The organism is Chitinophaga parva, from assembly GCF_003071345.1.
Classification (GTDB): domain Bacteria; phylum Bacteroidota; class Bacteroidia; order Chitinophagales; family Chitinophagaceae; genus Chitinophaga; species Chitinophaga parva.
In genome coordinates this window covers 522,862-549,356 of sequence record NZ_QCYK01000001.1, presented here as the reverse complement: position 1 = coordinate 549,356, position 26,495 = coordinate 522,862, and the positions used below count along the sequence as shown (strand labels likewise).

22 protein-coding genes are annotated in these 26,495 nt (G+C 53.7%); 11 read left to right on the top strand and 11 right to left on the bottom strand.

From position 1 onward, the window contains the following. Positions 1 to 93: 93 nt before the first annotated feature. From DCC81_RS02395 to DCC81_RS02375, 5 genes are all read right to left on the bottom strand, one after another. On the bottom strand, positions 94 to 750 hold the full coding sequence (locus tag DCC81_RS02395) for a hypothetical protein (RefSeq protein WP_108684994.1): 657 nt from the start codon (positions 748 to 750) through the stop codon (positions 94 to 96). Positions 751 to 882: 132 nt separating this feature from the next. Further along, on the bottom strand, positions 883 to 1,242 hold the full coding sequence (locus tag DCC81_RS02390; protein ID WP_108684993.1) for a peptidase associated/transthyretin-like domain-containing protein: 360 nt from the start codon (positions 1,240 to 1,242) through the stop codon (positions 883 to 885). Positions 1,243 to 1,825: 583 nt separating this feature from the next. Beyond that, positions 1,826 to 3,280, bottom strand: coding sequence for a Gfo/Idh/MocA family protein (locus tag DCC81_RS02385; protein WP_108684992.1), 1,455 nt, complete (start codon positions 3,278 to 3,280; stop codon positions 1,826 to 1,828). A gap of 90 nt (positions 3,281 to 3,370) precedes the next feature. After that, on the bottom strand, positions 3,371 to 4,063 hold the full coding sequence (locus tag DCC81_RS02380) for a gluconate 2-dehydrogenase subunit 3 family protein (protein ID WP_108684991.1): 693 nt from the start codon (positions 4,061 to 4,063) through the stop codon (positions 3,371 to 3,373). 14 nt (positions 4,064 to 4,077) lie between these two features. Next, positions 4,078 to 5,814 carry a GMC oxidoreductase gene (locus DCC81_RS02375; protein WP_108684990.1) on the bottom strand — a complete coding sequence of 579 codons (1,737 nt, stop codon included), beginning with the start codon at positions 5,812 to 5,814 and terminating at the stop codon, positions 4,078 to 4,080. A 212-nt stretch (positions 5,815 to 6,026) separates the two neighbouring features. Between DCC81_RS02375 and DCC81_RS02370 the strand changes: the two genes are divergently transcribed. Both DCC81_RS02370 and DCC81_RS25325 read left to right on the top strand, forming a co-directional pair. Next, on the top strand, positions 6,027 to 7,589 hold the full coding sequence (locus DCC81_RS02370) for a gluconokinase (RefSeq protein ID WP_108684989.1): 1,563 nt from the start codon (positions 6,027 to 6,029) through the stop codon (positions 7,587 to 7,589). A gap of 44 nt (positions 7,590 to 7,633) precedes the next feature. Next, on the top strand, positions 7,634 to 7,837 hold the full coding sequence (locus DCC81_RS25325; RefSeq protein ID WP_133177508.1) for a hypothetical protein: 204 nt from the start codon (positions 7,634 to 7,636) through the stop codon (positions 7,835 to 7,837). A 24-nt stretch (positions 7,838 to 7,861) separates the two neighbouring features. Here the strand turns inward: DCC81_RS25325 and mutL are convergent, their stop codons facing one another. Further along, positions 7,862 to 9,724 (bottom strand): DNA mismatch repair endonuclease MutL, encoded by a 1,863-nt coding sequence (mutL, locus tag DCC81_RS02365; protein WP_108684988.1) that lies wholly within the window; start codon positions 9,722 to 9,724, stop codon positions 7,862 to 7,864. A 355-nt stretch (positions 9,725 to 10,079) separates the two neighbouring features. Here mutL and msrB point away from each other — a divergent pair, with 355 nt between their 5' ends. Both msrB and DCC81_RS25480 read left to right on the top strand, forming a co-directional pair. After that, positions 10,080 to 10,541 (top strand): peptide-methionine (R)-S-oxide reductase MsrB, encoded by a 462-nt coding sequence (gene msrB, locus DCC81_RS02360; protein ID WP_108684987.1) that lies wholly within the window; start codon positions 10,080 to 10,082, stop codon positions 10,539 to 10,541. Between the two features lie 307 nt (positions 10,542 to 10,848). Beyond that, positions 10,849 to 11,013 carry a hypothetical protein gene (locus tag DCC81_RS25480; RefSeq protein WP_165806406.1) on the top strand — a complete coding sequence of 55 codons (165 nt, stop codon included), beginning with the start codon at positions 10,849 to 10,851 and terminating at the stop codon, positions 11,011 to 11,013. A gap of 83 nt (positions 11,014 to 11,096) precedes the next feature. On the opposite strand, the gene DCC81_RS02350 is transcribed toward DCC81_RS25480, so the two are convergent. Beyond that, a complete protein-coding gene (locus DCC81_RS02350) occupies positions 11,097 to 11,387 on the bottom strand; it encodes a YciI family protein (protein WP_108684985.1) in 291 nt (96 codons plus the stop codon). 253 nt (positions 11,388 to 11,640) lie between these two features. Here DCC81_RS02350 and DCC81_RS02345 point away from each other — a divergent pair, with 253 nt between their 5' ends. The 4 genes from DCC81_RS02345 to DCC81_RS02330 all read left to right on the top strand — a co-directional run bounded on the left by DCC81_RS02345 (position 11,641) and on the right by DCC81_RS02330 (position 15,747). Beyond that, the gene (locus DCC81_RS02345) at positions 11,641 to 13,464 is read left to right on the top strand and encodes a DUF4836 family protein (RefSeq protein ID WP_108684984.1); all 1,824 of its coding nucleotides are present in this window, start codon (positions 11,641 to 11,643) and stop codon (positions 13,462 to 13,464) included. 75 nt (positions 13,465 to 13,539) lie between these two features. Continuing rightward, a complete protein-coding gene (locus tag DCC81_RS02340; protein WP_108684983.1) occupies positions 13,540 to 14,193 on the top strand; it encodes an ATP-binding cassette domain-containing protein in 654 nt (217 codons plus the stop codon). A 9-nt stretch (positions 14,194 to 14,202) separates the two neighbouring features. Continuing rightward, a complete protein-coding gene (locus DCC81_RS02335) occupies positions 14,203 to 15,399 on the top strand; it encodes an ABC transporter permease family protein (RefSeq protein ID WP_108684982.1) in 1,197 nt (398 codons plus the stop codon). A gap of 33 nt (positions 15,400 to 15,432) precedes the next feature. Further along, positions 15,433 to 15,747 (top strand): Dabb family protein, encoded by a 315-nt coding sequence (locus DCC81_RS02330; RefSeq protein WP_108684981.1) that lies wholly within the window; start codon positions 15,433 to 15,435, stop codon positions 15,745 to 15,747. Between the two features lie 71 nt (positions 15,748 to 15,818). Here DCC81_RS02330 and obgE read toward each other — a convergent pair whose 3' ends face one another. Beyond that, entirely contained in the window at positions 15,819 to 16,826 is a 1,008-nt protein-coding gene (gene obgE / locus DCC81_RS02325; protein ID WP_108684980.1) for a GTPase ObgE, read from the bottom strand. Between the two features lie 176 nt (positions 16,827 to 17,002). Further along, complete coding sequence (locus DCC81_RS02320) at positions 17,003 to 17,593, bottom strand: adenylate kinase (protein WP_108684979.1); 591 nt, start codon at positions 17,591 to 17,593, stop codon at positions 17,003 to 17,005. 244 nt (positions 17,594 to 17,837) lie between these two features. Here DCC81_RS02320 and DCC81_RS02315 point away from each other — a divergent pair, with 244 nt between their 5' ends. After that, positions 17,838 to 20,810 carry a glycoside hydrolase family 3 N-terminal domain-containing protein gene (locus DCC81_RS02315; RefSeq protein ID WP_108684978.1) on the top strand — a complete coding sequence of 991 codons (2,973 nt, stop codon included), beginning with the start codon at positions 17,838 to 17,840 and terminating at the stop codon, positions 20,808 to 20,810. A gap of 159 nt (positions 20,811 to 20,969) precedes the next feature. On the opposite strand, the gene DCC81_RS02310 is transcribed toward DCC81_RS02315, so the two are convergent. Next, positions 20,970 to 21,398 carry a hypothetical protein gene (locus tag DCC81_RS02310; protein WP_108684977.1) on the bottom strand — a complete coding sequence of 143 codons (429 nt, stop codon included), beginning with the start codon at positions 21,396 to 21,398 and terminating at the stop codon, positions 20,970 to 20,972. Positions 21,399 to 22,080: 682 nt separating this feature from the next. Next, positions 22,081 to 22,506 (bottom strand): hypothetical protein, encoded by a 426-nt coding sequence (locus DCC81_RS02305; RefSeq protein WP_108684976.1) that lies wholly within the window; start codon positions 22,504 to 22,506, stop codon positions 22,081 to 22,083. Positions 22,507 to 22,947: 441 nt separating this feature from the next. On the opposite strand from DCC81_RS02305, the gene DCC81_RS02300 reads away from it, so the two are divergent. Further along, positions 22,948 to 24,045 (top strand): COX15/CtaA family protein, encoded by a 1,098-nt coding sequence (locus DCC81_RS02300; protein ID WP_108684975.1) that lies wholly within the window; start codon positions 22,948 to 22,950, stop codon positions 24,043 to 24,045. Positions 24,046 to 24,146: 101 nt separating this feature from the next. Continuing rightward, entirely contained in the window at positions 24,147 to 26,417 is a 2,271-nt protein-coding gene (locus tag DCC81_RS02295; RefSeq protein ID WP_108684974.1) for a patatin-like phospholipase family protein, read from the top strand. The last annotated feature ends 78 nt before the right edge of the window (positions 26,418 to 26,495 follow it).

The window sequence follows — 26,495 nt, the reverse complement described above, 5'->3', positions numbered from 1 at the left end:
CGCAAACTCCTGCTGGCAGCGGCATACAGCAGACCATGAAAAAAGCCCCGGCAAATGGCGCCGGGGCTTTTGTGTGATCTACAAACCGATATTTTATTTCACAATAGTGTAGTCAATGAGGCGCACGGTATCTGTCTGGGTATCCGTTTCCACCAGGCCCACGCCCGATGCGTAAAAGTTAGTGCCCAGTGAAATGGTGATGGGCAGGGGCAGGTCCAGCAGGGAGCCGGAAGTTTGCACGGCGCTTACTCCGGTGTAGCTGGTATCTCCCACTATTTTGGAGATGGCTTTCTGCTCCATGGTGTAGGTCAGTTTGCCGCGCTGGGCTATGCCCTGTACATCCACAGATACGGTATCGTTCCAGCTGGAACCCACGGGGGCCGCGGATTTCAGGTAAAGGCTTTTGAAAGATCCAAAACTGTATTGCTGGTAAGTGAGATGGCCGGCAATCTGGTAATAATTGCCCTGGTCATCATAACTGTTATACGTGGTAACCCCGTTACTTCCCTGCATGATCTGGTAAATGGTGCCATCGATCGTTGTATCGCCGGTCACGGTTACGGTGTAGGTAGTGGTGTCATTGAGTGTGCTTACATCCTGGTAGCGGAAGGAAGAGCCCACGGTGTAAGGCGCGTAGGAATCGGGCGTGGAAGGTTTTACGTTGCCTTCCCGGCTTTTTTCCTTTTTGCAGGCGGCAAAGGTAAGGCCCAGGCCCAGCAGGGCAATGGCGCTGTAACGGAGCATCTTCATGGGTGTGATATGGTTTTTAGCGGCAGCCGGAGATGGCCGCTGCTATCACACAAAAAATGTACCGTAACACCGCCATACACGCACGGCCGGTGCGCTGCAATGCGCTACCGCAAAGGATTCCGGTGTGTTGCCTTAGTGAGAGGGGCTCAGCGTAAACACTACCTGGTGGGTGGCGTAGGAATGCGTGACCATGGTGGCAGTATCTGCGTCGTAACCGGGCTTGCCCGCAATCACGGTGGCAGCGGTACTGTCTACCAGCACCTGGGAAAGTTTGAAATAGCCATTGGCATCGGTGTAGATGGTAACGCCGCCGGCGGTTACCTGGGCGCTGTCTATCACCAGGTTGTCCTGGTCTTTCACCACTCCTTCAAAGGTGGTGCGTACCAGGGGAGTGGTGTTCTCGGGATAAGGAGTGGAAAGTTCCTTTTTACAGGCGGCCAGCAGCAATGTGCCGGATGCTGCAAACAGCAGGTGTTTGTAGAAACGTTTCATAGGCGTAGTGGATTTGCAATCTCAGTTGCCGGGTATCGGTATTTCGGTGACCACGAAGATACATAAATTAAACAAAAATATTATTTATTTTAATAATTTGATTTGTCCGGTAAGCAGGCCCTTTTGTTGTAAATAAGCGTATGGGGTACCTTTATTTTTAGAAAATATTTAACGGGGAAAGTGGTATCTTGACGGAGCAACAGTTTTAGCATAGGAAACCGCCTAAAAGCAATTTAATCATTTTCGAAGATTCCACGTCTACTCATTATTGCCGGCACCCTTAGCCGGTATTTCCATTTTTGTATACGGGATATTTACGAAAATGCTATTCAAATCCGGATAGTGTTTTTTTTATAAATGTGTGTATTAAAGCTGCTGGTCTTCTGGCCGGCGGCTTTTTTATTTGAATAAGGGGGCCCTGGGCTTAGGTATTGTTCTTGCCGGTTATTCAATCCTCAAAGAATCTCATCCCGCCTGATATGTGCCTGGTACTTCAGGCCTGGGGCTTAGGACAATATTTAAAGACGAATGGCCAGGCATACGCCCGGCCATTGCCTACTTAACATATTCAACAATTGTAATCTTACACGCCTAAGCTCCAGCCCTGACGGTAGGTGCGCTTTACGAACTGGTTCGCATCGTCAAAGTTGGTCACCTTCATGTTCTGCTGGTCCCACAGGAGCTTGATGTAGCGGCCGGGATAGCTGAACTGGGAAGGATTTTCGGGTTTGGGCTTGCGGATGTCGAAGCTGCGGATGGCCAGGTTTGCCATAAGCAGGGTTTCGGTGAGCGGGCCGGCGATCTCGAAGGGAGAGCTTACCTGGTGCTTGCCGTAACCGGCAATGGCGGCATTCACCCACTGCAGGTAGTGGCCTTCCGCACCACCCGGTACGCGGGTAATGGTTTGCGGCACGTTTGCGGTAGCGGTTCTGCTGGTGGGCAGCAGCTGCGGGTTGATGCCATAGGTACCGCACATCATCTTGCCTTTGGAGCCGATGAACAGCGCGCCGTTGCCACCGTCGCCCATTACTTCGTTGGGGCCCAGTTCTTCGGGGCGTGTGGGCTGAATGCCACCGTCCATCCAGTGCAGGGTCACCATCTTGCCATCGGGTTTCTTGAACCGGAGGGTTACGTGGGAAGAGGGCGGGCAGCTGTCGGGGAAGTAGCCGCGTTTGAATTCATCTACATACACAGAACCTACGCTGCATTCCACTTCGCTGGGATATTCCAGGCCCAGTACGCGGAAGGGCGGTTCAATGAGATGGCAGCCCATGTCGCCCAGGGCGCCGGTACCATAATCCCACCAGCCACGCCAGTTGAAGGGCACCAGTTTATCCACGTAATCTTTATACGGGGCGGTGCCCAGCCAGAGATCCCAGTTCAGTTCCTTGGGTACTTCCGCCTTGTTAGCGCTCCAGGGAATACCCTGTGGCCATACGGGACGGTCTGTCCAGCAGTACACGGTGTCTACCTCGCCTATCAGGCCGGCATTGTACCATTCCATCAGCTGGCGTACGCCATCGCCGGAGGAGCCCTGGTTGCCCATCTGGGTTACCACCTTGTATTTTTTGGCAGCAGCGGTAAGGGCACGGGCTTCATAAATATCGTGGGTGAGGGGTTTCTGTACGTACACGTGTTTACCCAGCTGCATGGCGGCCATGGCGGCTACCGCGTGCTGGTGGTCCGGGGTGGATACAGATACCGCATCAATGTGTTTGTGCTCTTTTTCCAGCATTTCCCGGAAATCCTTGTAGTACTTGGCTTTCGGGAAAGCGGTGCGGCTGGCCTGGGCGCGGCGGTCGTCCACGTCGCAGAGGTAGGCAATGTCTACCGGCCCCTTTGCAAAGGCGGCGATGTCGCCCTGGCCCTTACCGCCCACGCCTATACCGGCAATCTGCAGGCGGTCGCTGGGCGCAATAAATCCTTTACCGCCCAGTACATGGCGGGGTACAATCATAAAACCGGCAGCAGCCAGTGCGCCGTTTTTCAGGAAATCACGGCGGGAATTTGCGCCGGTTTTTTTGTTGTCCTCTTGCATTGAGTGTTGTTTAAAGCATGGATAAATGGAGTAATAATAGTTGCTGCATCTGTATGGCGCAAAGTCGGTGTGGCCAGTGCCGCAGGGCGTTTAGTCGTCCCAGGTCATCAGCTTGCCGCGGTCTTCCATTTTCAGGTAGAGCGGCACGTACTTTTCATCATAGCTCAGGTTGTACTGGGCCAGTACATCCGCGGGCGGGCCATCCCATTCATTGGGCGCGTTGCCAATATAACCCAGGTCTTTCACGCCGAGCTTAGTGGTGTAAAAACCGGTGGCGGTGAGGTCGCGCATGTGGTTAAAGAAGGTAACACCCTGGCTCATTTCCGGGGCGGCCTGCTCGGGGTAGGCAATGAGGTCCACCATGGCAATGCGCTGTTCCGGCGTGGCGTCCACAAAGGATTTGCCATAGCGGGTGGCCATCTGCACATCCAGCCAGCGCAGGCCTCCGCGCAGGGGGATCTGCCACTCCGGCTGGTCTTTTACGATAAATTCTATGAAGTCCGGCACCCCGGCCTCCGAGGCGGAGCCGGAATGTTCATCCTTGGGGATGATGATATCTGCCAGCACGGTGATGGTGCTCATCTCCGCGGGGGTAAAGAATTTTTCCGCTTTCAGTTTGGTATCGCGCTCCGCTTCTACCGGGGTGCGGCCGTAGCCTTTTTCTTTTTCCGGCTTATCGGTGGCCTTTCTTTCTGTAGTGGTGCCTTCGTGGCAGCCCGCCAGCAGCGCGCCCGCCGCGGCACTGCCCACCAGCAGGGCTTTGATCGATTTTCTTCTATCCATGGGATTTGCGGCTTTTAGATGTTCTGTTTTTTCAGTTCTTCATACAAATACTCGGAAGAGCGGATGGCCAGGGCCATGATGGTCCAGGTGGGATTCTTATCCGCCTGGCTTACAAAAGAGCCGCCGTCCATCACGAAGAGGTTCTTCACATCGTGCGACTGGTTGTATTTGTTGAGCACTGATTTTTTAGGATCGTTGCCCATGCGGGTGGTGCCTACTTCGTGGATGATACGGCCGGGATTTTCCAGCCCGTACATGGTGTCTTCCCCGGGCTTGGTACCCATGGGAATGCCGCCCAGCGCGTGTATCAGCTCCTCGAAGGTGTCATGCATATGTTTGGCCTGTTTGATCTCGTGCTCACTCCATTTGTAGTTGAAGCGCAGCACGGGGATGCCATATTTATCCACCACGTTCGGGTCTATTTCGCAATAGTTGTCTACACGGGCAATAGCTTCCCCGCGGCCTGCCATCCCGATGGTAGCGCCGTAGTAGCGGCGGATGTCTTCTTTCAGGCCTTTGCCGTAACCGCCGGCGGGCTTGGTTTTGCCGTTCTTGTCCGGCAGGCCGTTCAGGCGGTGCATGCCCATGCCAAAGCCGTAGCTGGGCATACCCATACCACCACCCATTTCTATGTGGTAGCCACGGGCAAAATCCAGCTTGGAATTATCCGCCCACCAGGGCACATACACGTGCATACCGCCGGTGCCGTCTTCGTTGTAGCGCTTGCGGTCCATCAAAGAGGGAATGTAAGCCCCGCGGGAGGCCCCGGTGCTGTCGTGCAGGTACTTGCCCACCAGGCCGCTGGAGTTAGCCAGGCCGTTGGGAAAGCGGGCGCTTTTTGAATTGAGCAGGAGGCGGGCCGTTTCACAGGTGCTGGCCGCCAGCACAATCGTTTTAGCATTTATTTCATATTCCTGCAGGTCTGTCTTATCTACGTACAATACAGAAGTGGCCAGGCCTTTGTCATCTGTCTTTACCTCGCGGGCCATGGCATTTACATACAGGTCTACACGGCCGGTGGCCACAGCGGGTTTTACCAGTACGGAAGAGGAGGAGAAATCACCATATACCTGGCAGCTGCGGCCGCACTGGCGGCAGAAGAAGCAGGCGCCCCGGTCTTTATTCACGGAACGGGTTTGTATGGAAAGGCGGGAGGGGATCACGGGCAGGCCTATTTTGCGGCCGGCCTGGGTGATCAGCATTTCGTGCAGGCGGGGCTTGGGCGGCGGCAGGAAGTAGCCATCCGGCTCATTGATCAGCCCTTCTTTGGTGCCAAACACGCCCACCATTTTATCGAGGCGGTCATAATAAGGTTTAATATCGGCATAGCCAATGGGCCAGTTCTCACCCAGGCCATCCACATCGCGGTGTTTAAAATCGCGCTCGCTGAAGCGGAGGGAAATGCGGCCCCAGTGGTTGGTACGGCCACCCACCATGCGGGAGCGGAACCAGTCGAACTGGGTACCATTTTTCTGGGTGTAGGGTTCTCCTTCCAGTTCCCATCCGCCGTAGGCGGCATCAAAATCGCCAAAAGGGCGGGAGGTGCTGGCGCCCCTGCGCGGCGACTCCCACGGCCATTTCAGTTGGGTGGATTGTTCAGGATTGGCGGGGTCATAATTGGGCCCAGCTTCCAGGAGGGCTACACTCAGGCCCGCGTCGGCCAGCATCTTGGCGGCCATGCCGCCACCGGCCCCGGAGCCCACAATGCATACATCGTAGCGCTTCCCCTTCTTTTTAATTTCAAAAGCCATTGCGTGGTAGTTTAGATGCACAGCGATCAGTAAGCTGTGTTGTTTCCTTTTTAATGACAAATAGACAACGTGGACCCTCTGTTCATAAGCATACGAGCAGGAAAGTCTGCAATCTTTGGTTTCCGTGTTTCTCCCTTCACAGGGCGCAATAAATCTATAAAAGAATCAGGGAAAATGAAAGGTCTTTTTTTACTTTGTTCGATATTCGACTTATGAAAAGCGATGGGAACTACTTTATCGGGATAGATATTGGCACCAGCAGCACCAAAGGCCTGGCGCTGAGCAGCCAGGGAGTGGCATTGCAGGTAGAGCAGGTGCACTACGGCATTTACCAGCCCAGCCCCGATCACAGTGAACAGGACCCGGAACAAATGGTAGCCGCCGTGCTCCAATGCATTAAGGCCATCGTGGCCCGGCAGGGAGTGCCTGCGGCTATTGCCTTCAGTAACGCCATGCACAGCATCATGGCTACAGACAAGGATGGAAAGCCCATCACCCCCATGCTGATCTGGGCAGATAACCGCAGCCTGCCCATGGCCGCCCGGCTGAAGAACACACCGGAGGGCCGGGACATTTACACGCAAACCGGTACTCCTATCCATCCCATGTCGCCCCTGTGCAAGATAGCCTGGTGGCGCGGGTCGGAGCCGGCCATGTTTGCCAGGGCGGCTTATTTTGTGGGGATCAAAGAATACGTTTTACACCGCCTCCTGGGCCGGTTTTATATAGACGATGCCACGGCTTCCGCCACTGGCATGTATAACATTCACACGCATGCCTGGAGCCCGGAAGCCCTGGCCGTAGCCGGCATACAGGAAAGCCAGCTGGCCAGGGTGGTGCGCAGCGTGGACATCCTGCAAGGGCTGGAGCCCGCGGTGGCAAAGGAATTGGGCCTGCCTGCCCTTATACCCCTGGTAGCCGGCGGCAGCGACGGGTGCCTGGCCCAGTTAGGCAGCGATGCCATGGACGAAGGCCATGCTACCCTCACCATTGGCACCAGCGGCGCCGTGCGCATGACCACCCACCGGCCGCTGATAGATGCGCAGCAACGCCTCTTCACTTATATTTTGAAAGACCAGTACGTGAGTGGAGGTGCCATTAACAACGGGGGCGTGGTGCTGCAGTGGTATGCCAAACAGTTTATGCCCAATACCCCTTTTACCACCGCGCTGGAACAGGCCCTGGCACTGCCTCCGGGAGCAGAAGGCCTGCTTTGCCTGCCCTATCTCATGGGCGAGCGTGCCCCTGTGTGGGACAGCCTGGCGCGGGGCGCCTTTGTGGGTATACAACCCGGGCATACACCGGCGCATTTCCTGCGCGCCCTCATGGAAGGGATGGCCTATGACCTGCTGGAGGTAACTATGGCCCTGCAGGAAACCGTAGGCCCTGTCAAAAAGATCTCCGTAAGCGGCGGCTTCACGGCCAGCCCTGCGTGGATCCAACTGCTGGCGGATATTTTTCAACTGCCGATGCACCTGCAGCAGCAAAGTGACGCATCCACGCTGGGCGCCATCTGGCTGGCCATGGAAGCCGTGGGGCAGCCCCGCCCGCACAATGCCACCACCGATGCAGACAAGGTGTTTGCGCCCAATGCGGCCCTGGCAGCGGTTTACGGGCAATATTTCGGCCTGTACCGCCAGTTGTATGGCAATTTGAAAAAAGTATTTGAAGGCCTTCATACCTTGCAGGCAGCACCTGCCAGTGCAACAGACGCCGTAAACACGGCCGCCACCAGTAAAGAAAACAACAACACGCACCCGCGTGCCGTACAATAAAACAGGCGCCCTGTGCGCCTGATGGTATAACGAAATCAATACTCATGGGAATACTACCCGCAGTCATTTATGTGAGCAGCCTGCTGCTCGGCGCAGGCATCTGGTTACTGATCTGGAGACGGCTCCACCAGGGGGCATCTGAAAAATGGTCCCGCCGCAGAATCTCCACCGTGATGTTTGCCATAGCGCTGGTGCTGATCGTAGTGTTCTCCATCCTGGATGACGTGGTGCTGAGCCAATTGCCGTGAGGGGCACAAAAAAAAGAGGCACTATTACTGCGCCCCCTTCTCAAACATTTTATCTAGTTCATTTAACTTAAACGACACAAACGTAGCCCTTCCACTTGGCGATACATTCGGTGTAACGCATGCAAACAATTCATCGATCAGGTTCTGCATTTCCCGCACGTTCAACACTTTTCCCACCGGTATGGCATTGTTCCGTGCCATGGACCGAACCAGTTGTTCCCGCCGGTCCAGCTTCAGCTCCGCGCTGCTATGCTTGAACTGCTCCAGCAGGCCTTCAATGCTGGCCTGCTCGTTCCCGCTCTGGATATCCGCTGGTGTGCCCCGCACCACGAACGTGTTTTGCCCAAAAGGCTCCAGGTCATACCCCAGGTGCTGCAGGTCCGGCAGCAGGGCGTTTATCAGCGCAGCATCTGCCGGGGCCAGGTCCAGTGTGTGGGGGAAAAGGGATTGTTGGGTGGGCATGGCCTTATCCTGCAACGAACGGAGGTAACGCTCATACAGGATGCGTTCATGCGCCGCATGCTGGTCTATCAGGAAAAAACCGGACTTGATGTGCGACAGGATGTAGTGCTGGTGCACCTGCATGGGTGCTTTGTGCTGCTCCTGCCAGCTGGCATCGATGGCTGCGGGCCCGGTGGGCGCGGGTGCTGAGGGCATGGAGGGCATACCGGGAAACTCCGTTCCATCCGGCCGGGGCGCCGCTATTTCGTAGAGGTCTTTCCAGTGCCGCAGGTTGCTGTCATTCTTTTCAATGCGGTGGGCCTGGTTAGCCTGGCTGAACGTTTTATACAAAGAGCCGCCGGTAGAGGCTTCCTGTTGCTGGCGGGTGAAGGGTTGCGTTACAGCAGTAAGCTGCTGGATGCCCGGGTCCAGGTCAAAATCCAGGGTGGGGCTTACATTGAACTGGGCCAGGGAATGCTTGATGGTGGCCTGTATGAAGGCATACAGCACTTTTTCATCGTCAAACTTGATCTCCTGTTTTGTGGGGTGCACGTTGATGTCTACATGTTCCGGGTTCACCTCTATGAACAGGACGTAGAGCGGATAGCTGTCGCTGGGCAGCATTTCCGCATAGGCGGTCATCACGGCGTGGTGCAGGTAGGGGCTGCGGATGAAGCGGTTATTTACGAAGAAGAACTGGTCGCCCCGGGTCTTCTTGGCCGCATCGGGCTTACCTACAAAGCCGTACACGTTCATGTAATCGGTCATTTCCTTTACCGCCACCAGTTTGGAATTATAGTGCTGGCCCAGGATGCTCACAATGCGTTGTTTCAGGGAGCCTTTTTCCAGGTAAAAGAGCTGAGCCCCGTTGTGGGTGAGGGTGAATTGCAGCTGGGGAAAGGACATGGCCACGCGGATGAATTCATCCACCACATGGCGCATTTCCGCGGCATTGCTTTTGAGGAAGTTGCGGCGGGCGGGCACGTTGAAGAAGAGGTTCTTCATGGAAATGCTGGTGCCGGTCTGCCATTGCACGGGTTCCTGTTTGCGCACGGCGCTGTTCTCAATTTCAATATAGGTGCCCACAGCGTCTTCGGCGCGGCGGGTTTTCAGTTCCACCTGGGCCACGGCGGCAATGGAGGCCAGGGCCTCGCCCCGGAACCCCATGGTGCGGATGCTGAAAAGGTCTTCAATGCTGCGGATCTTGGAGGTGGCGTGGCGTTCAAAACAAAGGCGGGCATCCGTTTCACTCATGCCACTGCCGTTGTCTATTACCTGTACCAGCTCTTTGCCGGCGTCTTTGAGGATCAGTTGTATTTCAGTAGCCCCGGCATCGACGGCATTTTCCAGCAATTCCTTCACGGCAGAGGCCGGTCTTTGGATCACTTCACCAGCCGCGATCTGGTTGGCAATATTGTCGGGTAATAAATGAATGATGTCTGTCACAACGAATGATTATGATTGAGCTGCTGCACCGGCTATAAAACAGCCGGCTGGTAACTGCCAAAGGTAACGCAAAACGGGATGAAAAAACAGGAGGAGGCCACCGGCAGTTATGCAGATGCCAGGCCTAATATTTGTTAATATTTGTTAATGTGTGAACTATATCGATTTTGCGACAATCCGTTCCGGCACGGGATTCGTAACTTTATGTCAACCGTAGAAAAAGCGCAGCGTTATAAAGACGCAATGACTATGCAACTTAGCGTTAGTAGAGAAAGAACATGATGGTTCTGAATTTTGTTAGTACTTATGACGAACTGAATCCGTTCCAAGGGACGACAGCTCAAAAAACAAACCAATGGCAGATGAAAAAAATGCTGTGTACTCCCGTACTGATGCCAGCAAAGTAAACCTTACCAACGAAGAGTGGAAAAAAGTATTGCCAGCCGACCTTTATGAAATAGCCCGGGAAAAAGGAACAGAATGGGCATTTACCGGAAAATATTGGAACAACAAAGAAAATGGCATTTATTACTGCGCCGTATGCGGCAACCCCTTATTCGTATCTGATACCAAATTTGAAAGCGGTTGCGGCTGGCCCAGTTTCTATCAGCCCGTTTCCAAAACCAGTGTTATTTATGCGCCGGACAATAGTCACGGCATGGAGCGTACGGAAGTAATGTGCGGCCGCTGTAAGTCGCACCTGGGGCACGTTTTCAACGATGGCCCGCCTCCCACAGGCTTGCGGTATTGCATCAATTCCGTGGTATTGGACTTTGAAAAGGCGCAGGAAGCGGAGCGGCGCTATGAGCATAAATAATTTCCGGGTCCGGTGAATTTTTCCCCCATAATCTTTATAACCAGGGAAGGTCGCGGGCGGCCAATTTTCAACAGCACGTAAGTTCCGGTTTCCAACAGCAAGGGGATCGTCATTCACGGTTTCCCGTGGGATCGCCCGCCTTTGTAAGGTGCCTGGCGCACATCCGTGCTGCCTGGCCCGGTCGTGCATTGCCCACTTGTTTGAAAACCGGTGTGGCATTTCCCGGCGCGGGGAAATAACAACCCGGAAATGGCCTGCCGGGAACTCCCAGTTTTATTTTGTTTATTTTGCGGGCAAATACCCGACAATGAAAATTGAAACGAAAGAACAATATAGCGCAGCTATGGACAGGATCTATTATTTACTGTCTATGCTGATAGAGCCCGGGTCGCCGGAAGAGAAGGAGCTGAAGGAATTGACAGCAGTAGTGACGGTGTACGAGGCAAAACTGGAAGAGAACCAGGAACAGTAGCCGCGGGGCAAATTTTCCCCTGACCGGCAAAAGTGGCATCTGACAGCGGTGGGTTTTCTTTAACGGCCATGCAATGGCGGCACTTACTTATCCAGGTAGGAGAGCAGCGTTTCATTCACCGTGGTCGGCTCAAACTCGATGATCTCATAAAGGGCCAGCTGCAGGCGGTCAAACGGGTCTTCCGCAATGATGGCTTCCACGGCGCGGCGGCTGTCTGCCTTTACCAGGATGAGCCCGCCGGTGCGCGGTTTGCGCCGCCCGGAAATGGCAAACTGACCACTGTCTGAATACTTTTTAAGGAAGGCCATGTGCTGGTCTATGTAATGGTCTATGGCGGCCAAGGGCCGCACATACTGTACGAGCACTAAAAACATGATAGGTTTTTCAACTAGTTGTGATACAATAAAAGGAGATACGGCAAAGTAACATATAATTCCGGGTGCTGTCCCGTTGAGATACATGTTATTTCTGCGAAACCCCGTGCGGTGACCATGCAACAATAAAGCCGGAAACCAGGGTGCAGGTCGATTAATACGTGAATCCCGGCGGATTATTGTAAGCGCCTAAGAAAAAACAGAGTAAATTCACGCCTAATACATCATCAAACTTCAACCTTTCCCCTTGTTTATGACAACATCCATGTATCGATTGTTGGCGGTAGCACTGGTGGCCACCAGCTTGCTGACCTCCTGCGCCAAACTGCCCAAACAAAGCAAGTACATCCCTGCAGAAGCTGCAGTGGTGGCTGACATTAACACCCGCCAGCTCATAGATAAGCTGATGTCTGGTGGCCTTACGCTGGACAAGCTGGCCGACGCCACCGGCGAGGCAGCCCATCCCGGGAAGGACAAAAATGCGGAAGACTCTGCCCGCGCAGAAGGCCCCAGCAAAGCCCTCAAAAATATTGAGAACGCCGGTGTGGACCTTTCTAACCACTTCTTTGCTTTCTACGTACAGGACTCTGTAGACCAGAGCAAGTCTTATGTAAGCATGATCGCTACCCTGCTGGACTCCTCCAAATTCGCTGCGTTTATTAAGAAAACCATGCCGGAAGCCGTAGCTGGCAAAGGTGAGGACTTCGCTTATATTTTTATGCCTGGTCAGCAAACCATCATCGGCTGGAACGCAGAACAGGCCGTGTCTATCACGGGTATAGACCCGATGCGCTTTGCCAATCACGGCGTCTGGGCCCCCGGCTCCATGCCCCCCGGTGTGGGCGATACCGCTGCAACAGACAGTGCCTCCAGCGCGGTACCTGCCGCCCCCGCGGCCATCAGCGATGACAGCCTGCGCCAATTCTGGGCCGGCCGCCTGGATCACCTCTTCCACCTGAAGCAAAGCGAGCGCGCTACTTCCATCAAATCTTTCAAGTCCCTGCTGGACCAGCATGCGGACCTGAGCCTGTGGTGCAACTCCGGTGCCCTGCTGAAAAGCCTGGCCTTCCAGCAGATCCCAGGCGACCTGGCCGTGCTGCTGAAAGATGCTTATAGCGCCTCCTCGCTCAATTTTGAGAACGGTAAAGTAGTAGTGGCCAGCTCCAGCTATGTAAGCCCGGCGCTAGACAGCATCTTTGAAAAGTACAAGACCACGATCGATGAAAGTATGCTGAAAAACTACCCGTCAAAGAATGTGACCATGTTCTTTGCAATGGGCGCAGACCTGCATGCCCTGGGCGATATCCTTACCCTTACCCACACGTACGAGCTGGCAGACGCCGGCCTGCAAAGTGCCGCCGGCGTTTCCCTGGCAGACCTGCTGAACGCGCTGAGCGGCCAGCTGGTGGCAGTAGGCTCTGACTACGCCCAGGTGAAAAAGCCACTGGAATGGAGCCCTTCTGACTCTACCACCACTACTGATATGAAATGGATAATAGCGGCTAAGGTGAAAGACAAAGCTGCCTTTGACCGCATAATGGGCAGCCGCCTGCTGAACGAAGTAGTGACCAAGGACGGTGACCACTACGTCCCCGTAATCCAAAGCAACAAGTTCTTCTCCACAGACATCACTTCAGATCACATCATCATGGGCTCCAGCACTGCATGGATAAACCAGTACATGGCCGGCAAAGCCGGTGCATTCCCGGAAGAGCACCTGCCGGCCGTGAAGGGTAAGAACGCCGTGTACTACACCGATTTCACCCACATGCTGAATGAACTGAAAAAAGTAAACCTGCCAGACAGCAATGCAACGGCAATAGTAGGCAAAGCTGCCAACCTGTTCAAAGACTTTACTTACAGCGTATCCCCGCTGGATGATAAAGCCATGAAAGCAGAAGCGGTGCTTACCCTGCAGGACCAGAGCAAGAACGCCCTGCCCCAGTTGGTCAGCTTTGGCGTGGAGGCTTTTGCGGCTTACAAACGTGCCAGCATGCGGGACGAAGAAATGCCCATGGCTGCCGTTGATTCCGTAGCAGTGCAGGACACAGCTGCTCCCGCACAGCCCCACCACTAATGCGTTAAAATCTTTTATTTTTGAAAAAGCTGCTTCCAAAAGGAGCAGCTTTTTTTCTGATTAATACATGCGCGCATGAACATCCAGTTAGATCACCTGGTGCCCATTCCCCTGCGGGACAAGATCAAACAACAGGGCTCTGAAGTGTGGGACCGGGCCATCACCCTGGACGCCGGCCAGTTTGTGAAGATAAAGGCACCCTCCGGCACCGGCAAAACCACCCTGGTGCACTATCTCTATAATATCCGCTATGATTACAGTGGTCAGGTACTGCTGGATGGCAAGGCCTGGGCAGGCTTCTCTAAGAACGAAGTGGCCAGCCTGCGCCAGCAGCAGATCAGCATCGTGTTCCAGGACCTGCGGCTGTTTGACCAGCTTACCGCCCGGGAAAACATTAACCTGAAAAGGACCATGCACCCCGGCCAGCCATACTGTACTGAAGAGCGGGTGATGGAAATGGCAGACGCCCTGCAGGTGCTTCACGTACTGCAGCAAAGCGCTAAAACCCTTTCCTATGGTGAGCGCCAGCGCATTGCCATCATCCGCGCGCTTACCCAGCCTTTTACCTGGCTGTTCATGGACGAGCCATTCAGCCACCTGGATGCGGCCAATGCCAACCGTGCGGCCCAGCTCATTGCCGTGGAGTGCAACCGGCGCCAGGCCGGCTTTGTCCTCACAGACCTGGATGCAGATACCCATTTTGATTACCATGTACACTATCATTTGTAAGCCCGCAGCATGAAAGCATTTTTCCGACTTCTTCATAAGATCATCCGCACGGGCGTAGGCCGCACCCGCTTTGTGATGGCGGCTTTGGGCCTGGGCATTGCCACATTGCTGCTGCTGCTGGCCGTGCAGACCTGGGACGATTTTGAACAACTGCTATACAGCCAGCGCAATACCACGGAGAGCGCAGACTTCCTGGTAGTGAGCAAAAAGATTGAGCATACTTCCGCTTCAGTAAATGCCTCTAACATGTTTACCCCGGAAGAAGTGCAGGCCTTCAGCCGCCAGCCTTTCGTCAAAGGCCTGGGCGGCATCACTTCCAGCCAGTACAAGGTAGATGTGGCAGCTCCCGGCAACCTGCAATTCACCAGTGAAATGTTTTTTGAGGCCATGCCAGACAGTTTCATTGATGTGCACAACGATGCCTTCCACTGGCAGCAGGGCAGCCGCGTCCTGCCCATTATCCTGCCCAATGACTTCCTGAACTTGTACAATTTTGGCTTTGCCCTTACACAGGACCTGCCCCAGATCTCACCGGAATCAGTAAAAGTGATCCCCCTGGAGATCACCATCAGCAACGGGGTGCGCCGTGAGCAGTTCATTGGTAAAGTGGTGGGGTTTTCAGACCGCATTACTTCTTTCCTGGTGCCCCAGTCCTTTATGCAGTGGGCCAATGCCAGCTACGGCAGCGGCCAGCCCACACCGGCCTCCCGTGTGATCGTGAAGGTGGATGATCCGTCCAATCCTGCGCTGGTAAAATACCTGGATGATCATGCCTACAGCACTAACCAGGATAAGCTACGCCACAGCCGCACGCGCCAGGTGGTGCAGATCATTGTATCAGTGATCGGTTTTTTCGGACTGGTATTGCTTTTCTTTGCCATGCTGGTGTTCAGCATGTTCATACAACTCATCGTGGCATCGTGCCGTGGGGAAATAGAATTGCTGGTGATCCTGGGCACCGCTCCGGGGCAGCTGAGAAGGTTCCTCATGAAGCAATTTGCACCGCTTTATATGATCACGGGCATCGTAGCACTGCTTATTATGAGCGGGCTGCAATACGCTGCCAGCAAGGCTTTGCAGGCACATGGATTTTTTATGGGCAGTTGGATAGGTGTGTACACCGGTGTGGCGCTGCTGGTGATCATAAGCGCGGTGTACCTGGTAAATGTAATGGCGGTACGAAAATATGTGGCGTTATACAGCTAGGCACATTATCTTGTGCCCCTAAAATGACCGTACATGAGCAACCATAAATTTGTACACGTAGTAAATTTCTACCTGAAGCCGGACCTTTCTGCGGCCGACATTGAACTGTTTGAAACCGAGCTGAAAGGCCTGGGCGTTATTGAAAGCCTGCTGCTGTACAATGTGGGCAAGCCCGCAAACACAGACCGCCCGGTAATAGACCGCAGTTACAGCTATTGCGAGCTGGCGGTATTTGCAGACGAAGCAGGGCACGATATATACCAGGTGCACCCGTTGCATAAGGCCTTCGTGGAGAAATGCAAACACCTGTGGGAAAAGGTAGTGATCTTCGACTCTGAGACCATTTAACTGAAACCTATATGCGAACAAAAAAGCCTCCTTTTCCAGGGAGGCTTTTTCATTTATCGTGAAAATGTATTTCAGCTTTCTTTGGGCGGGGCATTCAGCGCTTCCCAGAGCATGTCTTTCAATCCCTGCAATCCTTGCTGGGTTACGGAGCTGATGAACGTGTGGGGGATGCCCTCCGGCAGTTCCGCGCTGATGGCCTCTTTCAGCTCATCGTCCAGCATATCGCTTTTACTGATGGCTATTACAAATTGCTTGTCCAGCAACTCAGGATTGTATTGCTGCAGCTCATTGAGCAGGATATCAAATTCCTTGCGGTGGTCTGCGCTATCGGCGGGGATGAGGAAAAGCAGTACGGAATTGCGCTCAATGTGGCGCAGGAAGCGGTGCCCCAGGCCTTTGCCTTCGTGGGCGCCTTCAATAATACCGGGCAGGTCTGCCATGCAGAAAGAGCGCTCATCACGGTAGCTCACCATGCCCAGTTGGGGCGTGAGGGTGGTGAAGGCATAATCTGCCACCTTGGGACGGGCGGCGGTGATGGTGGAAAGGAGGGTAGACTTGCCCGCGTTGGGGAAGCCCACCAGGCCTACATCTGCCAGCATTTTCAATTCCACTACCTTCCAGCCTTCTACGCCGGGCATGCCGGGCTGGGCATATTCGGGGGTTTGGTTGGTGGCGGATTTGAAGTAGGCATTGCCCCGGCCACCCTGGCCGCCGGGCAGCCAGATGATCTCCTGGCCGTCGTGCAGGATCTCGGCTTCTATCTCACCGGTTTCCTCATCGCGGGTGGTGGTACCCAGGGGCACTTCTATGATCACGTCTTCGCCAAAACGGCCGGTGCAGTTATCGCCGCTGCCATTTTCCCCGTCTTCTGCCAGCACGTTCTTGTACCAGCGAAGGTGCAGGAGGGTCCACAACTGGGAGTTGCCCCGGAGGATGATGTGGCCGCCACGGCCCCCGTCTCCGCCATCAGGGCCTGCCTGGGCGTTGAACTTGGTGCGCATGAAGTGACGGCTGCCGGCCCCGCCTTTGCCGGAGCGGCAGAATACACGGATATAATCTACAAAGTTTGCTTTTTCCATGGGTAAATGTGCCGGTTTTGCCGTGGGTAACGGCCCGGCGGGTGTTAAAATAAAAACGCAAAGATCGTGAAGTTCCGGCGATTTTGAATGCCGGCTTCCATCTTTGCGTTTTTGAAGTAGGTATGTGGGCACCTGCGTGGCCGCAGGGCGGTATCATGCGTTGGGAAAAGGAGGCATTAAACCTCTTCGCTCACCAGCAGGTTGTCGATCTCGCGGCACAGCAGGTCAAAAACTTCTGCTTCGGAGCCGTTGCCTTTTACGGTGCGGAACTTACCAAAGCGGGCGTAGTGATCGGCCACGGGAGCGGTTTTGCTGTGGTATTCCACGATGCGGGCTTTCACCACTTTCTCATCTGCATCGTCGCTGCGGCCAGAGGTGAGGCCGCGGTTCAGCAGGCGGCGGATCAGTTCATCTTCTGGCACTTCGAGGGCCAGTACGATAGAGATAGACGTTTTTTTCAACGCCAGTAATTTATCGAGCGCTTCTGCCTGGGCAGTGGTGCGGGGGAATCCGTCGAAGATAAAACCTCTGGCTTCAGCGTTGGCATCCAGCTTAGAACTGATCATCCCGATCACTACCTCGTCCGGAACCAGCAAACCCTGGTCAATGAACTTACGTGCCTCCTGGCCCAGGGGCGTTTTTGCCGCCATTTCAAAGCGTAGCAGATCGCCGGTGGACAGGTGAAGCAGTCCGTATTTCTCAATGATTTTGGTGCTTTGAGTGCCCTTACCGCTACCGGGAGGGCCAAATAAAATCAGGTTGACCATGTTAATTATCTACGTTAAAGCAAGGCTGCAAATATAATAAAGAATTGAATGGTAGATAGAAGAATTTCCGTTTGACCGCAGTGGAATGAAAATTTATCCTTAAAATAGTAAATGTTTTGCAAATATCTGTGCCGTTGTGTAAATTTTTTGCAATCTAGCACTGGCAATCTTCGATAGGCCATGTTCCTTCTGCTGCGTTTGTTTACCTTGTGTTCCAGTATCCATGCTTTCGTAAGTTTATACCATGATGTACAGATCAGTAGTGAGGGCAATGGCCGGCCTGTGTGCGGCGGCCGCCCTCTGCAGCGCCGCGGTGGTGCCGGGCACTTCTCCACGTAATAAGCATAACGCCGTTCCCGGAGGCAAAGATTCCGCCCAGCGCTGGGTAGACAGTGTGTTTAACAGCCTCACGCCGGATGAGCGCATTGCGCAACTCATTATGATCCGCGCCCACTCTAACCTGGGGCCGGACCATGTGGAGAAAGTGATAAAGGATATCCGGGAAAATAAAGTGGGGGGCCTGGTATTTTTCCAGGGCGGGCCCCAGCGCCAGGCAGCCCTCACTAACTATTACCAGTCCATTTCCAAAGTGCCCCTGCTGGTAGCCATAGATGCGGAATGGGGACTGGGCATGCGGCTGGACAGTGTGACCGCCTTCCCGAAAAACGTGATGATAGGCGCCACCCAGGACACGGCCCTTGCCTATGCAGAAGGCCTGGCCATCGGCCGGCAGTGCAAGCGCATCGGGGTGCACATCAACTTTGCGCCGGATATGGATGTGAATAACAATCCCAATAATCCTGTGATCAACGACCGTTCTTACGGGGAAAATAAATACAACGTAGCGGCACTGGGCGTAGCCTTTATCCATGGCATGCAAAAGGCCGGGGTGATGGCCTCTGCCAAACACTTTCCCGGCCACGGCGATACAGAGGTGGACTCGCACCTGGACCTGCCCACCATCAGCAAAAGCATGGCCCAGCTGGACTCCCTGGAGCTGTACCCTTTCCGCCAGGCCATTGCGGCGGGCGTGGGCTCCATGATGGTGGCTCATTTGTTTGTACCGGCTATTGATAACAAACCGCATACGCCCACTTCCATTTCCGCAAAAACGGTAACAGGCCTGCTCCGCGGCCAGCTGGGCTACCATGGTGTGGTGGTAACAGACGCACTGGAAATGAAAGGCCTTTCCAAGTTCTATACAAACGGGCAGGAATCACTGCAATCACTCCTGGCCGGCAATGACCTGCTGGAACTGCCCAGCACCGCAGAAGGCAGCGTGGCGGCCATCCGCAAGGCCATCCGCAAGCACAAGATCAGCTGGGAAGTGGTAAATGAGCATGTGAAAAAAATACTCCGGGCCAAGTACGAACTGGGGCTGGCCAACTACAAACCGGTAGACACCGCACACCTTACGGAAGACCTGAATGCGGAGACCGACGCCTTGCGCCAGCGCATTGCAGACGAGGCCATCACAGTGGTGAAAAATGAGAATCGTCTTGTTCCCTTTATGCCCGCTACCATCCAGCCCCGCCTGGCCCTGGTGGCCATTGGCGCCAGCACGCCCAATAACTTCACGCAGCAGGTAAGGCAATACCGCCCCGATGCCGGTACCTACTTTTTTTCTTCCGCGGCAGATACCGCCCGCGCCCGCGAGATCATCGACGAAATTAAGGACCAGCACTACCAGGCCGTGGTGATCAGTGTGCATAATTACAGCCGCCGCCCTGCTCATAATTTTGACCTCACGGATGCGGCACTGCAGCTTATGCGCCAGTTGCAGCAGGAGTTGCCCTCGGTGACCATTTTCTTTGGTAATGCTTACGCCATCCAGTTTGCCTGCGAGGCACCGGCCATCATGGCGGCGTATGAAGATGACGATACTACGCAGGTCACCGCGGCCAGGGTGCTCTTTGGCCAGTTAAAACCCCAGGGCCGCCTGCCGGTAACGGTATGCCCCGGCCTGCCCTCCGGCCTGGGTATTACCTACGAACTGCCGGTGCCTGCAGTGGTGCCGGAGATCAACCCGGAGGCGGTGCACATGCACAGTGAGGTGCTGGCCCGCATAGACACGCTGGCCCGTGAAGCCATCCAGCGGGGTGCTACGCCAGGTTGTTCCATCTTTGCCATGAAAGACGGCCAGGTGGTGTACCAGAAGCAGTTTGGTAACTATGAATTTGGTAAGCAGGACCCGGTAACGCAAAAATCTATTTATGACCTGGCCTCCGTGACCAAGATCTGTGCTACCACGCTGAGCGTAATGAAAATGTACGACGAGGGGAAAATAAAGCTGGACGGCACTTTGGGGCAATACCTGCCCTGGGTGAAAGGCACGGATAAAGCGAAGCTGAAGATCCGCGATATTTTACTGCACCAGGCCGGCCTGGTAGCTTTTATCCCGTTCTACAAATCCCTGCTGGATGCAGCAGGAGTGCCGGATACCAGCTACTTCCGCCACCAGATGGATAGCGCCCACCAGGTGCGGGTAGCAGAAAACCTGTACCTGCGCAATGATTATCCTGCTACGATGGAAAAGATCATTGCAGACAGCAAGCTGGGTAAGAAGCACACCTATGTGTACAGCGATAATGATTTTATTTTCCTGGGCAAGATCGTGGAGCGGCTCTCCGGGCAGCACCTGGAGGATTACGTGCTGCATAATTTTTACGAGCCCCTTGGACTGGAAACCACCGGCTTCCGGCCACGGGAGCGCTTTGCCCTGGGGCTGATAGCCCCCACGGAAAATGAGCCCATCTTCCGCCGCCAGCTGATCAGGGGCGACGTGCATGACCCGGGCGCCGCCATGTTTGGTGGAGTGGCAGGGCATGCAGGCCTCTTCTCCGATGCGCAGGACCTGGGCATCATCCTCCAGCTGCTGCTGAACAATGGCAGCTATCATGGCCGCCGGTATTTCCGCCCGGAAACCATCAGGTTGTTCACCGCTTATAACAGTAAAATCAGTCGCCGCGGCCTGGGTTTTGACAAGCCGGAAAAGGACAATGCTACCCGCGAGGACCATTACCCCTGCAAGAGCGCATCGCCCCAAACCTTTGGCCACACGGGCTTTACGGGCACCTGTATCTGGGTAGATCCTAAGAGCCAGCTGGTATTCGTATTCCTGAGCAACCGGGTATGCCCCGACGGCACCAACCCCAGGTTGTCACAGCTTCATGTACGGGAAAATATAATGCAGACGTTGTATGATGCGATGTATTAGGGTCGTACAGCGTACAGCGTACAATGTACAACGTACATCAAAGCGTATGGATGCGCCAGAAGGGAATTGCGCACATCCCACCGGTATGGTGTGTAGAAGAGAACGTAAAGAAGAACAAGGGACAGTACGTTGTACATTGTACGCAGTACGTTGTACAATTTAATTCACCTTCCCTGTGCGGCTCACAGATGTTATGATGTTGATGGCGTGCTCAATGTCCCTGCTGCGGGTGCTGAGCACGATCTTGTAGGCGCCATCTTCCAGCTGGTCCAGGTTGTAGCGGGTTTCAAAGTGGGCCTTAACAGGCAGCACTTCTTCGTGCAGGATGTTACCGGATTTGTCCAACAGGTAGAGTTTTACTTTTTCCAGCTGTGGATTTTCCACGTTGATGTGAAAAGTAAGATTGGCGCCGGTAGCCTGCATTACGTTCATTTCCAGGGTGGGGGCGTCTTCCATTGTCATTATTACCGGGCTGGTAAATATGTTGCCATTATAGGCCACGAGGGGCTGCTGTGCAAATGCGGCAGTACCGGCAAGCAGGGTAGCAGCAAGAAGGATAGCGGTTTTGGTGTTCATTACACGTTTCATTTCCGTTGTGTTGATGGGTGATCGTTTTGGTAAAAGAATGGGGTATTAGCTAATACGGTTTTTTCTTTTGTTGTCGCCGCAAAGATCACGCGGAAGCATTACCGGAAGGTTACGGGGCAGTTAAGAAAAGGTTATCCCGGGATTAATAAAATGTGAAGCGGTAAATAATGGGGAAATGCAGGCTGGGGGCCATTCCTGGTCAATAGTAATTATGCCGCGATAAGGGCGCATCGCAGTAAAAAACAGCTACGCAGTACAAGCGTATGCAGCTATCTTATCCTTTAAAAAAAGAACAATACCCCTGCGGGAATCTTTGCCCCTGCAAGGCATATTGTTTTTAAGGGATGACCATCATTGGCTTTACGGGCACCTGTTCGGGTAAACCCGCAAAGCCATGTTGGTCTTTGGATTCCTGTGTTACCGGATGTCTATCCTGGGTGATCACAGCTTCATGTACGGGAAGTTATAATGCAAGCGCTTTGCAATGCCTGGTTGGCTGTACAACATACAGCCATGCATTAAAGCGTACGGGATGAACGCTGAAGGAAGAAAAATCTTCAGGCATCCCAGCGGTACAGAACGTACCGGCCGTGGAGAAGAATCTAACTTAGAAAGAGCAATGGACTCATTGGCTGCAAAGCAGCCACAGTAAAGGGAATTGTACTTAAAAAGCGGGGTACAATCAGTTTACTTTACCGCTGCGGCTTACTGAAGTAGCGATGTTGATAGCGCGTTTGATCTCCTGGTCGCGGGTGCTGAGAACGATCTTGTAAGAGCCGTCTTCCAGCTGGTCCAGGTTGTAGCGGGTTTCAAAATGAGCTTTAGCAGGCAGCAGTTCTTCGTGCAGTACGCTTCCGGTCTTGTCCAGCAGGTACAGTTTCACTCTTTCCAGGTTAGGATTTTCTACGTTGATGTGGAAGGTCAGGCCTTCAGCTTTGGTACCCTGGGCAATGTCCATTTTCAGGGCGGGGGCGTCGTTGCCGGTAGCTACGGTTGCAGCAGGTGTTTTGCCGTTATAGGCCAACAGTTCCTGGGCAGAAGCAGCGCCACCTACAAAAAGGGCAGCGGCAACGAGAAGGGCGGCTTTGGTGTTCATTACACTTTTCATAATTGTTCCGTTTTGCGTTTTTGTTAAAAGATATATTTACCTCGACTTGAAACTAGGTTAATCGATTTAGCAACAAAGCTACGGCATTCTGCGGTAATTAACCAAATTAAGAAAATGTTATCTGCCGATAAAAACTTATATGATTGATAATCAGCAGATTGTGTTTTCGATTTATTGCAACAAAGAGCACGTTGTTGCTGCCTGCTGCAACATTCTGCAATAAATTTAAATCAAATATTGCAAGAAAACAAAAATCAACGGGAAAAAACTGCCATGTGCGGGGTGGCTCTCGCGGAGGTAATAATTGTGCAAAGCGCCCTGCTTTCTCCGGTCCTGAGAAATATCAGTAAATAGCTGGCAGTGAGCGCCTATTTTTGCGGGCAGCGCCACCGGGAGCAAGGGGAGCTTAGATTTCGCTAATTTTGGTCGCTTGAACTTTTTATGGAGACAACTTATTCAAAACACCGCCCCGTGGCCATCTGGCTCTTCGTTGGCGTGGGTATGCTTATCATCATGGTCATGCTGGGCGGCATCACCCGTCTTACCGGCTCCGGTCTGTCCATTGCAGAGTGGAAGCCCATCATGGGGGCTATACCGCCTATGAACCAGGCGCAGTGGGAACATGCATTTGAGCAATATAAACAGATCGGCCAGTTTAAATACCTGAACAGCGATTTCACGCTCACGGATTTCAAACATATCTTTTTCTGGGAATGGTTTCACCGCGAGTGGGGCCGGCTCATTGGCGTGGTGTTCTTACTGCCCTTTATCTGGTTTATTATAAAGAGGAAGATCGATGCGTCTATGATCGTGCCCCTGGCCATCCTGTTCCTGCTGGGCGGGCTGCAAGGCGCCATTGGCTGGATCATGGTGCAGAGCGGCCTCAATGAGAATGATCTTTATGTAAGCCACATCCGCCTGGCCGGACACTTTATCACGGCTATGCTGCTCACCTCTTATACTTTATGGTTTGGGTTGAAGCTGATCGTGCCCGTGCGGGAGATCCAGTATAAACCCGGACTGCGCAAACTGAACCTGTTGCTGATCGTAGTGCTGGTGGTGCAGTTGATCTTCGGCGCCTTCATGTCTGGCCTGCATGCCGCTACCGCTGCCAGCACCTGGCCCAGCATCAATGGTGCGGCGGTGCCCCCCGGCATGCTCACGCAGGGATCATTTTTACAGGACATCTCGCATAACCTGATCACCGTACAGTTTATCCACCGCGGGCTGGCTTACCTGGTTACGCTGCTGGTGGTGAGCTGGTGGTGGAATGCGCGCAAGAGCGATCCGCGCTCCCTTCTGCACAAAATTCACATCGTGCCGCTTTTGCTGGTGCTGTTGCAGGTATTGCTGGGTGTGCTCACTGTGCTCAATGCCAGGATACACATTCCCATTGCCCTGGCCAGTATTCATCAGTGCGTGGGGATGCTCCTGCTGCTTTCCCTGGTTACATCACTTTTCATCAGCCGGGGAAAAGATGGGGCCACCTATCTCTATGTGAAACCTCCCCGGCCGGAAGACGCCATCGGCACACTTTGACCTGCCGGTTAAAACCTGTTATACCGCCTGTGGCAAATACCCGGGCGGTTTTTTTATACCGCTCCATATATATAATAGATTTTTAGTAAGTTTAACCACATATGCTGGGGAAACTAAAAATCATCGCTTTAAAAACATACTATTCCTTCCCGGTACAACTGTTGCTCTTGCACTTCCGCAAGTACCAGGTTCTATTGGTGTTTTGGGCTATTTTATTCAGTACCATCAATGGTGGTTTTGCCAAAGTATTTGGCGGCGATGCGCTGTTCCTCAATCCCGAATACCTGGGCCGTGTAAATTTTTACAGCACTGCCATCCTGGGCCTGGCCTCCGGCATTTTTACCATGAGCTGGCACATCACCACGTTCATATTACACACGCAGCGTTTTAAATTCCTGGCCACCACAGCGCAGCCTTTTTTCCGGTACTGCCTCAATAATTCTATCATTCCCCTGCTTTTCCTTATCAACCTGCTTTTCCGCGGGTGGGCTTACCAGCAGGATTACCAGCTGAGCGGCGTTACAGAAATATTGCTCCTGGCCGAGGGTTATGTGTGCGGCTACATGCTGATCATTTTCTTTTCCTTCTTTTATTTTTTTGGTGCGGACCGCAACATCGGCCGGCGGCTTACCCGCAAATTTGGGACACCCCGCAAGTTTGTAAAACTCATCCTCAAGCCTACGCAGGAGCCGGATGAGAACGCGCTGCCGGTGCACAGTTATCTTTTTACCCCCTGGAAAGTACGGCGCGCCAGGAAGGTGGATCACTATGATAAATTTTACCTGGACAGTATCTTAAAGCAACATCACTTTGCCGCCATTATCACGGTAGGCGCGGCTTTGGTGTGCCTGGTCATCCTTTCTTTCTTGATGGACTATAACGTGTTCCGCATTCCCGCAGGAGCCAGTGTGCTGATCTTTTTTGCGTTCCTCATTGGCATATCCGGCGCCTATGCATACCTGTTGCAAAGCTGGGCCATCCCACTTTTCCTGGTCATGCTGCTGGCGCTGAATATCATGGTGCAGAGCAACGTGGTGGATAACCGTAACAAGGCTTACGGCCTGGAATATAAGAACAAGCACCACCGCCCGGTATACAGTCCAGAAGCCCTGCAGCACTTCTTCACGGAAGCACGGCGCCAGGCGGATGTGGATAGCGGACTGGCCATCCTGGAGCGTTGGAAACAAAAATTCCCCGGAGGCCGGAAACCCTTGCTGGTGGTGATGAATTTCAGCGGGGGCGGCAGCCGCTCCGCCTTATGGAGCATGAATGTGCTGCAACGCCTGGACTCCGTGCTGGGCGGGCGCGTAATGCGCCACACCGTCATGATGACCGGGGCTTCCGGTGGTATGATGGGCGCCTCTTATTTCCGGGAGTTATATTATGAACAGCAACTGGGCATGCCCATTACATTATACGATACCACCTACACGGAACGCATTTCACAAGACCTGCTCAATCCCGTGTTCACCTCCCTGGCGGTAAACGATTTCATCACGCCCTTCCGCCGGTTTAAGATCGGGGATAATTATTACGCCCGTGACCGGGGTTATGCTTTTGAACGCCAGCTGAACCACAATACCCATAATGTACTGAACCGCACGCTGGGTGAGTACTACCTGCCGGAAAGCAAAGGCACCATCCCTATGCTGGTTTGGAATGCCACCATCAATGCAGACGGGCGCCGCCTCATGATCTCCCCGCAGAACATCAGCTACCTCTGCGCACCGGAGTACCTGTACCCCACGCGCATGGATAAGACCGCGCACCTGGTACGGGATATAGACGGGGTGGACTTTGGCCAGTACTTTGCCCGCCAGCACGCTATGAGCCTGCAGGTGACCAGTGCTATCCGCATGTCTGCCACCTTCCCGTATGTGCTGCCAAACGTATACCTGCCCAGCGATCCTATTGTGGATGTGATGGACGCCGGCATCCGCGACAACTTTGGGCAGCAGACCACGCTGCGTTATCTCTTTACCTTCCGGAAGTGGATCAATGAAAATACCGCAGGCGTGGTGTACCTGCAGATCCGCGATACCCGCAAGAATGATATTACCCGCATTAAAGAATCACAGTCGCTCAGTGATGTGATGTTTGCACCGCTGTTCACCATGCAATCGCACTGGAGCGCCATGCAGGATTTTAACCAGGATGCCACGCTGAATTACCTGGAAGGCTACTTCCCGAATAAATTCCACCGCATCATTTTCCAGTACGTACCACAGCAGGCCAATAAAACGGCGGCGCTCAGCCTTCACCTTAACTCCCGTGAGAAGATGGACATAGGCGATGCACTCGATAACCCTACAAACATGACCGCCCTCCGCTACGTGGAGCAGCTGTTCAATAATATCAATCCTGACAAATAAGCCATGGTATTGGGCCCTGCCGTTTATTGATTGCCATTGTCAATAAAGGGTAAGGGTATGAATATTTGACCGTGTCAA

Bases quoted from the DNA above. Each gene is read 5' to 3' on its own strand.
- DCC81_RS02395 (WP_108684994.1), bottom strand. From the start codon at position 750: ATGAAGATGCTCCGTTACAGCGCCATTGCCCTGCTGGGCCTGGGCCTT.
- DCC81_RS02390 (WP_108684993.1), bottom strand. From the start codon at position 1,242: ATGAAACGTTTCTACAAACACCTGCTGTTTGCAGCATCCGGCACATTG.
- DCC81_RS02385 (WP_108684992.1), bottom strand. From the start codon at position 3,280: ATGCAAGAGGACAACAAAAAAACCGGCGCAAATTCCCGCCGTGATTTC.
- DCC81_RS02380 (WP_108684991.1), bottom strand. From the start codon at position 4,063: ATGGATAGAAGAAAATCGATCAAAGCCCTGCTGGTGGGCAGTGCCGCG.
- DCC81_RS02375 (WP_108684990.1), bottom strand. From the start codon at position 5,814: ATGGCTTTTGAAATTAAAAAGAAGGGGAAGCGCTACGATGTATGCATT.
- DCC81_RS02370 (WP_108684989.1), top strand. From the start codon at position 6,027: ATGAAAAGCGATGGGAACTACTTTATCGGGATAGATATTGGCACCAGC.
- DCC81_RS25325 (WP_133177508.1), top strand. From the start codon at position 7,634: ATGGGAATACTACCCGCAGTCATTTATGTGAGCAGCCTGCTGCTCGGC.
- msrB (WP_108684987.1), top strand. From the start codon at position 10,080: ATGGCAGATGAAAAAAATGCTGTGTACTCCCGTACTGATGCCAGCAAA.
- DCC81_RS25480 (WP_165806406.1), top strand. From the start codon at position 10,849: ATGAAAATTGAAACGAAAGAACAATATAGCGCAGCTATGGACAGGATC.
- DCC81_RS02350 (WP_108684985.1), bottom strand. From the start codon at position 11,387: ATGTTTTTAGTGCTCGTACAGTATGTGCGGCCCTTGGCCGCCATAGAC.
- DCC81_RS02345 (WP_108684984.1), top strand. From the start codon at position 11,641: ATGACAACATCCATGTATCGATTGTTGGCGGTAGCACTGGTGGCCACC.
- DCC81_RS02340 (WP_108684983.1), top strand. From the start codon at position 13,540: ATGAACATCCAGTTAGATCACCTGGTGCCCATTCCCCTGCGGGACAAG.
- DCC81_RS02335 (WP_108684982.1), top strand. From the start codon at position 14,203: ATGAAAGCATTTTTCCGACTTCTTCATAAGATCATCCGCACGGGCGTA.
- DCC81_RS02330 (WP_108684981.1), top strand. From the start codon at position 15,433: ATGAGCAACCATAAATTTGTACACGTAGTAAATTTCTACCTGAAGCCG.
- obgE (WP_108684980.1), bottom strand. From the start codon at position 16,826: ATGGAAAAAGCAAACTTTGTAGATTATATCCGTGTATTCTGCCGCTCC.
- DCC81_RS02320 (WP_108684979.1), bottom strand. From the start codon at position 17,593: ATGGTCAACCTGATTTTATTTGGCCCTCCCGGTAGCGGTAAGGGCACT.
- DCC81_RS02315 (WP_108684978.1), top strand. From the start codon at position 17,838: ATGATGTACAGATCAGTAGTGAGGGCAATGGCCGGCCTGTGTGCGGCG.
- DCC81_RS02310 (WP_108684977.1), bottom strand. From the start codon at position 21,398: ATGAAACGTGTAATGAACACCAAAACCGCTATCCTTCTTGCTGCTACC.
- DCC81_RS02305 (WP_108684976.1), bottom strand. From the start codon at position 22,506: ATGAAAAGTGTAATGAACACCAAAGCCGCCCTTCTCGTTGCCGCTGCC.
- DCC81_RS02300 (WP_108684975.1), top strand. From the start codon at position 22,948: ATGGAGACAACTTATTCAAAACACCGCCCCGTGGCCATCTGGCTCTTC.
- DCC81_RS02295 (WP_108684974.1), top strand. From the start codon at position 24,147: ATGCTGGGGAAACTAAAAATCATCGCTTTAAAAACATACTATTCCTTC.